The organism is Paenibacillus sp. Lou8.1, assembly GCF_024213565.1.
Classification (GTDB): domain Bacteria; phylum Bacillota; class Bacilli; order Paenibacillales; family Paenibacillaceae; genus Paenibacillus; species Paenibacillus polymyxa_B.
Window position 1 is genome coordinate 1 of sequence record NZ_JANAVN010000002.1, and the last position, 15,033, is coordinate 15,033.

Below are 15,033 nucleotides of genomic sequence, written 5' to 3' on the forward strand. Positions count from 1 at the left end.
CCGGATGTATATATTACATAAGCCAAGTTTTCAGGTTTACTAATTAACTTTGGATTTGATACATCCCCAGTAAATAGATCCTGATTTTCTATGCTAATAAATTCAGCATTTCTGTAACTACCTTTAGCATTTATAAATTTATCCTGTATCAGAATAATTTGGCTGCCACTGTCATCAAGCATAAACTGGATCCTGTCTTCAGGGTATTCAGGAGCTATGGGTAAATAAGCCCCCCCAGCTTTTAGGACAGCCATGATCCCTATGATCATTTCCGGGGAACGTTCTACCATAATTCCCACTACACTATCAGGTTTTATTCCCTTTTCTCTTAATTTTCTGGCCAGTTGGTTTGCCTTTTCGTTTACTTCCTTATAAGTCAGCTGTTTATCTTCAAACACTACAGCAATATTATTGGGTGTCTTTTCTACCTGCTCTTCAAACAGTTGATGTATAGTCTTATCCTTAGGATACCGGACCTTTGTATCGTTAAAGTCATATAGTATTTTCTGCTTTTCTTCCTGTGAAAGCATATCAATTTCTGACAACCTTTTTCCAGGATAAACCGTTATCTCTTCCAGAACATTAAGGTAATGGGCTGCAAACCTTTCTACAGTCTCTTTCTTGAACAGCCTTGTGGCATATTCCAAATCAAATGCAATACCTTCCTGGGTTTCCCGAGCATTTAATGTCAAGTCAAATTTGGATATTCTAAATTCATTTGTATAGGGTATAAACTTAAGCCTATCTATCTTCAATTCTGATGAGCCGGTATTTTGCAATACAAACATAGTATCAAAAAGAGGATTCCTGCTCATATCCCTCTTTACATTAAGCTTTTCCACCAGTTCTTCAAACTGGTAGTCCTGATTTTCATAAGCCCTTATAGAGTTTTCCCTTACTTCCTTTAGAAACTCAGCAAAGGTCTTTTCTCCCTGGGGATAGTTCCTCATGGCTAAAGTATTTACAAACATACCTATTATGTCTTGTAAATCTGTATGAGGTCTTCCAGCTATAGGGCTTCCCACTATAATATCTTCCTGCCCCGTATACTTAGACAGCAGTATGTTGTATGAAGCAAGCAATGTCATGTAAAGAGTAGCCCCATTATCCCTTGCAAGCTTAATAAGTTTTCCCGTAAGCTCACTGTCTGCTTCAAAACGGATAAAACCTCCGTCAAAGCTTTGAACCGCAGGCCTTTGGTAATCTACTGGCATATTCAGCACAGGAATTTCTCCATTAAATTCCTGGAGCCAGTATTCCTCCTGCTTCTTTATTTTGTCCCCAGCAAATAGTTCCTTCTGCCAAACAGAATAGTCCTTGTACTGTATACGGAGGGAAGAAGGGTTATTTCCTCCATACATATCCATGAACTCATGTACCAGTATATCCATGGACGTACCGTCAGATATGATATGGTGCATGTCAAACATCATGACATGCTTGTCTTTTCCCGTTTTCACAAGGCCTACTCTTAGCAGCGGAGCAATTCCAAGATCAAACGGCTTTATAAATTCTTTTACGATTTCCCCCACTTTTTCTTCGTCAGATTCTAGATACACTACACTAAAACCCACAGGATCATTGATCTTCTGGACGGGTTCACCCTCTATGAAATGGAAAGATGTTCGAAGGGTCTCATGCCTATTTATAAGCTGTTGGAAGGTCTTCTGAAAAAGCTCCAGATCAATACTGCCTTCAACCAGCAAGCTGCCTGGCATATTGTATGCTGTCCCTGCTCCTTCAAACTGATTTAATATATACAGCCTTCTTTGGGCTGATGACATAGGGTAGTATTCCATCTCTTTAGCAGTTTGGATGGATTGATATATACTCTCCTTTGCTTCCTTCATATACCTTGCTATTTCCGCTATAATTGGAGCCTTAAATATTTCCTTAAGAGGCATGTCTATATTGAACTCTTTGTGAATTCTCGCTACAAGGCTTGTAGCCTTTAAAGAGTGTCCACCTAACATAAAGAAGTTGTCATTTCTTCCTATCTTCTTAATTCCAAGGATGTCTTGCCAAATCAGTGCAAGCTTCTCTTCAAATTCGCCTATAGGCGCTTCATACTCTATTCCCGTATTTATATTACCTTCGGGTTCAGGCAATGCCTTCCTGTCTATCTTGCCATTAGCTGTCAATGGCATTTTTTCAAGCTGCACAAAGTATGATGGTACCATGTATTCGGGCAGTTCTTTTAAGAGATGCTCCCTTAGTTCTGATATTGTCAGCTCATTTTCTCCCGCTATATATGCACACAGGTATTTACTGCCCTGATGGTCTTCCTTTGCAATCACCAAAGATTCCTCAATTGAAGGATGCTTTAGCAGTTGTGCTTCTATTTCACCAAGCTCTATCCTAAAGCCTCTTATCTTTACCTGGTGGTCTATTCTACCCAGGTATTCCATTTCTCCATCAGATAATAACCGGACCAGGTCTCCAGATCTATATAACCTCTCTTCCGGCTTGTACGGATTTTGAACGAACTTTTCCTTTGTAAGCTCCGGTCTTCCAAGATATCCTCTGCAAACTCCGTCTCCTCCTACACAAAGCTCTCCGGCTACTCCAATGGGAACAACTTTCATGTTCTTATCCATTACATATGTTGTAAGGGTTGGTATAGGCCTTCCTATGCTGCTCACATTAGATCTAATTTCTTCCTCTTCTATCTCTTTATATGTGACATGCACTGTTGTCTCGGTTATTCCATACATATTGATGAGTCTAGTCTGCGGGTACTTCTTTCTCCATTCCTTCAACAATGCAGGCTTTAATGCTTCCCCTCCGAATATGACATATCTTATCTTAAGTTCTTTTTCTTCATATGATACTTCTTCATTGGCTATATTATAGAAGGCTGAAGGTGTCTGATTTAATACGGTCACCTTCTCATTCCTTAGAAGTCTCAGATACTCTACATTGCTGCGTGCTGTCATTTTAGGAACTACCACCAATCTGCCCCCATATAACAACGCCCCGTACATCTCCCATACGGAAAAATCGAAACTCATAGAATGAAACATAGTCCATACATCATTTTCGTTAAAATCAAACTGCATTTTACTGTTAAATAACAGCCTTACTATGTTTCTATGCTCTATCATTGCCCCTTTGGGTTTACCTGTAGAGCCTGAGGTATATATTAAGTAAGCTAGATCGGAAGGTTTATTTACCTCCGATAAGTTATATTGTTCATCTGAATATTCCTGCTCATCTTCTAAATTTATTACTGTACCTATTGATGTATATTTGTCTATAAAATGTGATTGGGTCAACAGGATCACTGCCCGGCTGTCTTCCAGCATATGACTTATTCTTTCCTCAGGATAATCTGGATCTATGGGAAGATATGCCCCTCCTGCTTTTAATACCCCTAGGATTGCTACTATCATCTCAAGTGAGCGTTCTGCCAGAATACCTACGATACTGTCCGGTTTGACTCCTTTAGCCCTTAATACATGGGCCAACCCATTTGATTTTTTATTGAGTTCACTATATGTAAGCTTTTTACCCTCAAATACCACAGCTACATGATCAGGGTTCTTCTCTGCCTGCTCTTCAAAAAGCTGATGGATAGTCTTGTTTTTAGGATACTGTGCCTCTGTAGCGTTAAAGGTATATAGGATTTGCTGTTTTTCTTCCTGTAACAGTAGATCAATTTCCCACAACCTTTTTTCAGGGCATGCCGTTATCTCTTCAAGAACGGTTAAGTAATGGGTTCCAAACCTTTTTATTGTCTCCTTCTTAAACAGCCTGGTACAATATTCAAGGTTAAATGTTATACCTTCTTGACCCTCTACCACTTCAAGCATAAGGTCAAATTTTGCCTTTCTGCCTTCCAGCCAGTTGTTGTATTGTTTGAAGTTTATACCCGATGCTGCAAATTCTGTCTTGTTTGAAGTGCGCAGTGCAAACATAGTGTCAAAAAGAGGATTCCTGCTCATGTCCCTCATGAGATTAAGTTTTTCTACAAGTTCTTCAAACTGGTAGTTCTGATTTTCAAAAGCCAAAAACGCATTTTCCCTTACTTCCTGCAAGAATTGGACGAAGGTCTTTTCTCCCTCAGGATAGTTCCTTATGGCCAAGGTATTTATAAACATACCAATGATACCCTGCAGGTCAGCATGGGGCCTTCCGGCTACAGGACTTCCAACTATGATGTCTTCCTGTCCAGTGTATCTGGACAGGAGTACGTTATATGCAGCCATCAGTACCATGTATAAGGTAGCTCCATTATCTGTTGCAAGCTTATTTAGTTTGACTGAAAGTTCAGGGTTTATTTCAAAGCTTACAGCATCTCCTTCAAAACTTTGTACCGCCGGTCTTGGATAGTCAGTAGGCATATCCAGTACCGGTATATCACCCTTAAATGTCTGGAGCCAGTATTCTTCCTGCTTCTTTATTGAGTCTCCGGCAAACATCTCCTTCTGCCATACAGAAAAATCCTTGTACTGTATCCGTAGTGGCAAAAGGGTCTTCCCTTGGTACAAATCCAAAAACTCACTCATAAGTATATTGACTGATATACCATCTGATACTATGTGGTGCATGTCAAACATCATAACACGCCTGTCTTCGTTCGTTTTTACAAGTCCTACTCTCAGTAATGGAACTTGGCTAAGATCAAAGGGCGTTATGAATTCTTTGACTATTTCTGCTGCTTTTTCTTCATCCAGTTCCAGGTACGTAATACTGAAATCCACGTAATCATGAACCTTTTGTACTGGTTCACCCTCAACCATATGAAATGATGTGCGCAGAGCCTCATGTCTTTTTACTAGCTCCTTGAATGCCTGTTCGAAGCGTACTGCATCAATGTTTCCTTCCAGCAGTACGACGCCTGGCATGTTATATGCAGTACCTGCTCCTTCAAGCTCGTTTAGTATATACAGCCTTTTCTGGGCAGATGACATAGGGTAAAATTCCTGCTCTCTGGCAGAAGGTATTCCAGAAAAGGCATTTGGCGTATATTTTGAAACATCTTTTCCTTTTTCTTTTAGCATCGTCTCAAATAGCTTTCTTTTTTCTGGAGAAAGAGATTCTATTCTTTTCATCAAATTATCCATAACTTCGTCCCTCTTCTCTATTTCATCTCTTTTAATTCCTATTTATAGATTTTCAATCATGCTTAAAATTTCTTCGATTTCCACTGTATCGTTAAGTCTATTTTTAATACTTTTTGCTATTGCCGAAATTGTAGGACCCATAAACACTTCTTTTAATGCAAATTCTATGTCAAATTCTTTATGAACCCTTGATACAAGATTGGTTGCCTTTAATGAGTCTCCTCCTAATTCAAAGAAGTTATCATTTACTCCAATCTTCTGGACTCCAAGGATTTGGCTCCATATCAGTACAAGCTTCTCCTCAATTTCACCGAATGGTGCAGCATAGTCTACCCCTGTATTAATATTTCCATCAGGGGCAGGCAGGGCATTTCTATCTACCTTGCCATTCGCTGATAAAGGCAGTTTTTCCAACTGTACAAAATATGAAGGGATCATGTAGTCTGGCAGATCTTTGGAGAGATACTCCCTTAATTCCGGTATTGTCAATTCACTTTCTCCAACTATATATGCACAGATGTACTTGTTCCCTTGGGGGTCTTCCCTTGTTGCTGCCACAACTTCTTTTATTGAAGAATGTTTTAGAAGCTGAGCTTCTATTTCTCCAAGCTCTATTCGGTATCCGCGGATCTTAACCTGATGGTCTATTCTGCCCAGGAATTCGATATTCCCGTCAGGCAGCCATCTTCCCAGGTCTCCTGTTTTGTACAGCCTTATCCCCTTTTCTTCTCTGAAAGGATCTTCAAGGAATACATGGGCTGTTTTTTCAGGGTCATTTAAATAACCCCTTCCTACACCTGTTCCAGAGACGCAGATCTCTCCTTTTACTCCGATAGGGCACAGGTTCATGTTTTTATCTGTTATATATAGATTCATATTTTGTATAGGCTTGCCTACAGGAATGTTCTCTCCTTCATGAGCAGCTTCCATAGTATATAGAGTAATATCGTCCGCTGCCTCTGCAGGTCCGTAGGCATTAACTACTTTAGTATTTGGACATAGGTCAAACCATTTCCTTACTATGCCGGATTTTACGGTTTCTCCCGTTATCAGCAAGTAATGAAGTTTTTCCGGTTTATTCCCTGTATTTTCCACATACTCAAGCATTAAAGCAAGGTATGAAGGTACCACCTCAAGGACCGTTATGCCATCTTCTATGATCCGATTCGTAAACCTTGCAACATCCTTTACTATTTCATCTGGATAGATGATAATTTGAGCTCCTATGGTTAGGGCTGCAAAGAACTGCCATACAGATACATCAAAGTATTGAGGCGAGTTCTGGGATATTATGCTGTTGTTAGTTATACAAAGTTCCTTTATTTCCGCATGGATGTGGTTTATCATGCCAAGATGCTCTATCATAGCTCCCTTTGGTACACCAGTTGAACCAGATGTATATATAACATAGGCCAAACTATTTATGTCTATATCTAGATCTAGGTTTTTGCCACTTTCAGCCTCAATCTCTTTTTCACACTGGTCAAGGTATATAATTCGGCCTTTATAGTTCTCACTAAGCTGCTGGGTCACATAATCTGATAAGGTCAACACATAGGCAGCTTTAGATTCCTTAAATATATCAAGCACCCTTTGTGTAGGGTATTTTGGATTTACAGGTATGTAAGCCCCCCCTGCTTTCCATATACCAAGTACCGATTCTACAAATAAGGGTCCCCTCTCCAGCATGACAACTACGGCTTCTTCTCTACCAGTGCCAGCCTTTAGCATGTACCTTGCTATCCTGTTTGCCCTTTGGTTGATCTGGCCATATGTAAATCTACGGCCTTCATACGCTACTGCTATATTGTCTGGACGTACTTTCGTCTGCTGCTCAAACAGGTGGTGTACCGTCAGGTGATGTTCAAATTCAACCTTCGTATCGTTAAAGCCGTATATTATTCGCTCCTTTTCTTCTTGGGATAACATATTGATTTCTGATAGTTTTTTTTCAGGGTTTGAGGTTATCTCTTCAAGGATATTAAAGTAATGCTGAACAAGCCTTTCTACCGTCTCCTTCTTAAACAGACGTGTAGCATATTCCATCCATAATATTGTATTATGACCATCTGGTATCAACTGGAATGTTAGGTCAAATTTTGATGTTTTACTTTCAACCGGATATTTGGAATACTTTAATTCACCACGATGTTCCATAATATGCTCATCAGAAGGAACAATATTAAACATAACAGTAAATAAAGGATTTCTGCTTGAATCTCTCTTTACGTTAAGTTTTGTCACAAACTGATCAAACCTGTATTCCTGATTTTCATATGCTTCTAAGGAGCTTTCTTTTACTTCTTCCAAGAACTCAGTAAAGGCCTTATTTCCCTCTGGGAAATTCCTTAATGCCAGGGTATTTATAAACATCCCCAGTATTCTTTCAGTATCAAAATGAGTTCTTGCCGCTATAGGAGTACCAATAATTATGTCTTCCTGTCCTGAGTATTTATACATTAGTGTATTTAATGCCGCAAGAAGTATCATATACACGGTGGCTCCTGTTTGGGAGGAAAGTACATTTAATTTATCCATCAAATGACTGTCTAAATCAAATAGCAACCTATTTCCTTCAAAGCTTTGAAGGACAGGCCTAGGATAATCTGTAGGCATATCAAGGATAGGAATTTCACCCTTGAACCTATTAAGCCAGTATTCTTCCTGCTTTTTGTAAACCTCAGTGCTAAACAAGCCATTCTGCCACTGGGCAAAATCCTTATATTGCACCTCCATTGCCGGAAGGCTTTCACCACTTAATATAGAAACTATTTCATCAAAAGTCCTGATTATTGAAGTTCCATCCGAGACTATATGATGTACATCAAGCAAAAGTATTTGCCTGCTAGCATGGATTTCTATAAGACCTACTCTTATTAAGGGTGCTTTGCTTAAATCGAACGGTCTTACAAATTCATCGATTATTTTCTCTACTCCGTCTTCCTCAGACTCAAAATATTCTATAGTAAAATCAACTTCATCTTGTATCCTTTGCACAAGCTCCCCATCAATCATCTCAAAGGATGTCCTAAATGCTTCATGCCTTTGTATCAATGTTTTTAATGCTTCCCCAAGGGCAACCCTTTCAATCCCACCTTCAAATAAAATTCCCACAGGTATGTTATACCCAATGTTGTTACCCTCAAGATTATTAATGATATACATCATCTTTTGTGCAGATGAGGTTTCATAGTACTCTTTTTCAGAAACTTTAGGTATTCTTTCAAGCTCAGCCTTACCCATATTTAGGGAATCCTGTTCTGAAATCTTTCCCGATTCGTATAGCTTTGATATCATTTGATCGGAAAGATCGTATATGCTGGAACCCTTAAGAAGTTCTACTATGGAAACAGGTGTTTTAAAGGCAACCTCCATCCTGTTTTTTATTTCGGTGGCCATTAATGAATCCATCCCAAAAACAGTTAGTGGTTGTTTGGTACTTAGATCCTCAGGATTATAACGCAAAACCTTCGCTACTATTGTTTTAATATGCATTTCAACGATATTCTGCCTGCTCTGTATTGGAGATGAAATAATATCCTCCAGGATATCAACATCCACCTTTGATTTATTTATATTCTCTTGTTGTCCTGACTCATCTTGCAAAAGAGTTTTAAGCACATGTGGAGAACTCATGGGTGAGAACCATTTTTCCCCAAACGTTTGCCACGAGAGTATAGGTAGAACCACAGACTGTGCAACAGCTTCTCCAACAAGGTGCTCCATAGCCCTAATTCCCTTTTCTACCGTTACAGATTCTATGGATTTTTGTATATAATACTCCGGATCACGTTCCATAAACCTTGCAGCCATTCCAACCTCTGACCATGGTCCCCAATTGATACTCAGTGCAGGAAGTCCTCTCGATAAACGGTAATGTGCAAGTGAGTCCAAAAAGGCATTCCCAGTTGCATATGCTCCCTGGCCTGGTGAACCAAATACAGAAGCAACTGAAGAAAATAAAATAAAGAAGTCAATAGGCCGTCCCTCTGTCATACGGTGAAGGTTCCATGCACCATTTACCTTAGGCGAAAGGACCCTATAAAAAGTCTCATCTTTACTAACCTCAAGAAATTGATCATCCGTAATACCAGCAGAATGTACAACACCTCGAATAGGAGGCCTTTCTTCCTTATCAAAATCTTTAAAAAATCCAGCAAGCTTTTCCTCATCAGTTACATCCACTGATCCAATATATACTGTTGCCCCCTGGGACTCCAGCTTACGAACAAACTCAATCCTCTCTGCAAGGCTGCTGCCTGGCTCTACATTGTTCCATTCAGAACGTTTTGGAAATTCTCCGCGTCCAAGCAGTACCAGATGTCTTGCTCCCTTGGCAACCATCCACTGGGCTGTAATCATACCTATGCCACCAAAAGCACCTGTAATAACATAACTTCCATCGGGGCGAAGATGTACGGGTACTTGATGCTGCATATCAATCCGCAGTTTATCGATTCTTGCTGCAAGTCTATTCCCATTACGGAAAGCAATTTGGTTCTCTCCATTACCTAAGACTTCTTTTAACAGCATTTCCATTTCACCCGCATTGGCCTCTATGTCAAGGTCTACAAGGCCTCCCCAATTTGAAGGCAACTCATGGTAACCTATGACGGTGCCAAGGCCCCATACCAACGACTGTAAGAATGCAGAATTTGGAGTAGCCCTGTTGATCATTTGGGCTCCTCTTGTAATAACCCACAGCTTAAAATTTAATCCCAGATTTGTGGTTGCTTGTACCAGGTGTTTTAATACAAACAGGTTTTCAAAACAAGCTTTTTCTATAGCTGTATTGCTAACTTCCTGGATCTCAAGGATATTGAGGCTCCACATATATACAATACCTGTTAGCTTCGTTTTAATTTTTGAGAATTCATCAAACAACGCTCTAAGATCCTCAATGCTTCGAGGGTTTATATATATCTCACGCTCTTCATACTGCCAACCAAAATTCTCACCAGGATATACCATAAAGCATTCTTCTCCCCTTTTTTCAAGGAGATTTGCCAGTTCTTTTCCTGCTGCTTTATGATCCACAAAAATAAGCCATGCTCCAGAGTTAGCAGCAGCTGTGCGGGTATCAACTTCTTCACTTTTTAGAAGCTCCCAGTTTATCTCATAAAGATAATCCTTAACTCTTCCAGCATCAGACCCTCCACTATTTCCAAGTTCCTTAGTTCTTATGCCCAGTATTTCGGCGATTAGATTTCCGTCCTCACTATATAGACGGATGTTGGCGTTCAAATTATTATCTTTCCTATCTACCATCTGCGTATGACAAAGCATGACAGGCTCCGGCCTTCCATAAAGCTGCACCCTGTCTATTCCTACAGGTAGGAATGATTGGCCTTCGTTATTTTCATCTTCATTAAGTGGTGCAACTGCCGCAATGGTAACCTGGAAACAGGCGTCCAATACCGCCGGGTGAAGACCGTAGATAGAGCTATCAATCTCCAGTATTTTAGGGATCTCGATCCTGCCAAGAGCTTCGTTATCACCTTTCCATATCTTGTCTATACCTTGGAAATAAGGACCATAATGGAAACCCATTTGATAGAAGGTTTTATAACATACTTCTTTTCCGTATTCTTTGGTACAATTGCCAAGTATTTGAATCAACTCATCTTTAGCAGTGATCTTTATGTTTTGCCGTTTTCTTATTGTGCCGGATGCATTGCATGTCCAAGTCTTATCTTGTCCCGGTATCCTGCTTGAAATCTCGAATTTTGCGGTTTTTGGATCCAAAACCACCTGCACCACAGGTGATACTCCTTGATTTAAAAATAAAGCATTTTCAAACTTTATATCTTCAACTGTATAAAAACCCTCTCCAAAATAGCTTCTGGCACAAGCCATTCCCAGCTCTACATACCCTGCTCCGGGGAAAACTTCTATACCTTGTATTTTATGATCAGAAAGATACGTCATATAGGTAGTATTAAGTTCAATCTCCCATATAGGGCTGGAAGTTTTCAAACGGCGTCCTAAAAACTTGTGCTTATTTTTTCCCTGCCTAAATTCACTTGATTCCTGCGTTTCCATCCAGTATTTATCCCATTGCCATGGATAAAGAGGGAGACTTACAAACTCACCTTGGTACCGGTAAATCTTGTTCCAATCTATAGGGTATCCCAGTGCATATAGATTCCCTAAGTTCTCCAGTATTGAAACCTGTTCGTTTTCATTTCTTTTTATAGAGAACAACTTCTTACCTTCAACGTTTTTAGCTGACAGACAATCAGAAATAGAAGCTGCTAAAACAGGGTGAGGGCCCACCTCAATAAATAAGTTATAATTCAACGAAATCATTTCATACATTGCTGCTTCAAAACGTACCGGCTCTCTTACATTTTTATACCAGTAATGTCCATCACACTCTGTACCCGTCAGCATTTTCCCTGTAACCGTGGAATATATCGGTATCCCGGCAGGCTGGGACTTTATTCCTTTTAATGCCTCCAATAGCTCCTGCTCATATGGTTCCATTTGGTAACTGTGATACGCTACATTGACCTTTAAAAGCCGCGCAAAAACCCCCTTATCCTGCAACTGTTTTTGGATCTGCTCAAGGGCATCAGGATCACCTGACAAAGTTACCGAATTTGGGCTATTGATTGCTGCCATTGAAACACCTTTTATGTTCTCATCCAGCAGGGCCACAACTTCTTTTTCTGGTAAACCTACCGCCAGCATTGTGCCCTTGTTTACTGCTTTTTGCTGTGCACGGCTTCTGTGAATACTTACCAACATGGCATCTTCAAGGCTGTAAATTCCTGCAACATATGTAGAAGCCACTTCTCCAACACTGTGTCCTACCACCGCATGGGGTATAATACCCAAGGATTTCCATACTTCAGTCAAACCCACCTGAACAGCAAAATTGGCAGGTTGAGCAAACTGGGGCTGGTCCAGACGTGAATTCTCCTCATCGGCGAGAAGTTCCTCCAGTAGAGACCATCCAGCATACTGACGTGTAAGTTTATCACATTTTTCTATCATATTTCTAAACACAGGGTCTTTTTCAAGGAGCTGTCTGCCCATAGCCCACCATATGGGCCCCATACCTGTATATACAAAAACAGCTTTATTGTACTTTCCTGCCTCAACATTTCCCGCAGACATCCCCTGGCGTGCTTGTCCTTTAATATACGCTTCCAGGTTTCCTGCAAGTTCTTCCTTTGAAGATGCCGAAACCGCTAGTCTATAGTCATGATGGGTGCGCTTTTTGCTCATCATGCTTCCAATATCATATAAAGAAATACTTTCTCCACTTCCATTAATAAAATCAACATACTTTTGCGCATAGTTTTTTAGCGCCTTTTCTGAGCGCGCAGATATGGGAATCATATATGGCCATCCGGTATTTACATTAACTTCAGGAGTACCCTCTTTTTGGAGATCTGTAGCTTCCTCCAAGAGGATATGGGCATTTGTTCCTCCAAAACCGAATGAATTTATGCCAACCAATGCGGGTTGCGGCAAAGGCTCCAGGGTCTGAGGAATTCGTATACATAAATCGTCAAAGGGAATTTTAGGGTTTGGATTCTTAAAGTGCAGATGTGGAGGTATTTGCTTATGCTTTATGATTAGTGAAGCTTTTATCAGTGCGGCAACTCCTGCAGCGGCCTCAAGGTGGGCAATGTTTGTCTTAACAGATCCGACAATACACTTTTTATCTTTTGGCCTGTCTGTTGAAACCACTCGTGCTATTGCATTAGCCTCAATAGGGTCTCCAACCGGAGTGCCGGTGCCGTGAGCTTCAATATATGTTATATCTGAAGGTGATATTCCTGCCTTTTTGTATACCTCCTTCATTAAGTTTTCCTGAGCCTGCCCGTTTGGAACAGTAATCCCGTCTGTGTGGCCGTCCTGGTTTACACCCGATCCACTTATTACGGCATAAATCCTATCTCCGTCTTCGATAGCATCTGACAGGCGTTTTAAAACCACAACGCCGGCTCCTTCTCCTCTTGCATAACCGTTTGCACTGGAATCGAAAGTTTTGCACCGTCCATCGGGAGATAAAAAACCACCCTTACTTTCCGCTATGGTATACTCAGGTGTAGCTATAACACTTACTCCGCCTGCTATTGCGAGATTACATTCATTATTCAATAAACTCCCGCATGCAAGGTGTGTTGCAACCAAAGAGCCCGAACACGCTGTATCTACAGACAAACTTGGACCTCTGAAATCATATATATATGAAATCCTGTTGGACAACATAGTCATCATCATACCCGTTGCCGAATGTGTATCTAAACTTTCAACCGATTCGTTTTTAAATTGTATTGCTTGATAGTCAAGGGTGAAGCCCGCTACAAAGACACCGGTATTGGTTCCTGCTAGCTTGGCCGGATCCAAGCCTCCATCTTCCATTGCTTCCCATGATGTCTCCAGCATCAGTCTTTGCTGTGGATCAAGAAAGGCCGCTTCCCTTGGAGAAATACCAAAAAACAAAGGGTCAAACTCATCTATTTTATCTAAAAATCCACCATGACAGGTGTAATGCTTGCCTGGCTTTGATTTGTCAGGATCATAAAACTTTTCTAAATCCCAGCGGCCTTCGGGTAAATCGGAAGTCATATCTTTTCCCGCAGTCAATGCTTCCCAGAACTCCTCAGGCCCCCTTATTCCTCCTGGCAAACGGCATCCTATTCCTATAATGGCGATTTTATCCATAACTTTCGACCTCCAATACTTTATTTATATTCTCTTGAATAGCTTGTCTGATAATTGAACAACCCTGCTGCAAAAGTTCAAGCTCGATGGTTAACGGAGGCATAAGTTTTATAACACTGTCTTTTCTTCCTGCGCTTTCGATGATTAAACCGTTTTGGTAACATTCCTCTACTACTTTTTGCGTGATTCGCTCATCCTCCACATTGGAAAAATCAATACCCCAAATCAAACCTGCACCCCGAATGGTCAGGCCCTTATGTAATGACAAAATCTGCTTGGTTAAATATTCTCTTACAAATGCTTCCTTATATTTCACAGACTGTTCCAAATTATTCATTTCCCAATATTCCAACGCAGCTGTAGCTCCAATGAAAGCAAGCTGGTTTCCCCGGAACGTACCGTTATGCTCACCAGGCTTCCAGACATCAAGTTCCGGTTTCATCAGCAGAATAGACATGGGAAGGCCATACCCGCTGATTGACTTGGAAAGCAGTACAATATCAGGGATCATCCCGGCACGTTCAAATGAAAAGAACGGTCCGGTGCGTCCGCAGCCAACCTGAATGTCATCGCAAATCAGTAGAATACCGTGTCTGTCGCTAAGTTCCCTCAGCCTAAGCATCCATTCGGGTGAAGCTATATTTACGCCGCCTTCCGCCTGAATGGTTTCAAATATAATAGCCGCCGGTTTTTCGATTCCCGAGTGACCGTCGTTTAGAACGGCTTCCATGTATTCAATAGTATCGAATGAGTCAATTGGACTCTCGGAGTATGGGAAAAAGGTAACATCGGATAATGCTATGCCGGAGGAAGATCTTTTCTGAATGTTGCTGGTAACAGCCAGACTCCCCAGCGACATTCCGTGAAATCCTCCCATAAACGCAAATATACCAGTCCGTTTAGTGATCTTTCGGGCAAGCTTCAGCGATGCTTCTACAGCGTTTGTACCTGTAGGCCCGCAAAATTGAATTTTATAGTTTAACTTTCGGGGTTCCAATATGATCTGCGAGAATTTTTCGATAAATTCACGTTTCGCTTTTGTGTACATATCAAGCCCATGAGTAATACTGTCCGATTCAAGATAAGCGAGTATCTTTTGTTTGATGTATTCGTTGTTATGTCCATAATTTAAAGCTCCTGCTCCTGCAAAAAAATCAACAAATTTCTTTCCGGATTCTGAATAAATCAGTGCACCTTTAGCCCGGTCAAACACATCGTAGAAGTTTCTACAATATGCTCTTACGTTGGATTCATACTGCTCAAAAATTTCCATACTCATAATTCC

General features: G+C 40.7%; 3 protein-coding genes. All 3 read right to left on the bottom strand.

All coding sequences use genetic code 11. The features are described from left to right. Positions 1 to 5,066: non-ribosomal peptide synthetase (locus NLX78_RS02820; RefSeq protein WP_254349549.1), on the bottom strand; the 5,066-nt coding region annotated here is incomplete at its 3' end. A 42-nt stretch (positions 5,067 to 5,108) separates the two neighbouring features. Then, positions 5,109 to 13,748 (bottom strand): non-ribosomal peptide synthetase/type I polyketide synthase, encoded by an 8,640-nt coding sequence (locus NLX78_RS02825; RefSeq protein WP_254349550.1) that lies wholly within the window; start codon positions 13,746 to 13,748, stop codon positions 5,109 to 5,111. Then, on the bottom strand, positions 13,741 to 15,021 hold the full coding sequence (gene ectB, locus NLX78_RS02830) for a diaminobutyrate--2-oxoglutarate transaminase (protein ID WP_025719505.1): 1,281 nt from the start codon (positions 15,019 to 15,021) through the stop codon (positions 13,741 to 13,743). The genes NLX78_RS02825 and ectB overlap by 8 nt, the downstream gene beginning before the upstream one ends. Positions 15,022 to 15,033 lie beyond the last annotated feature (12 nt).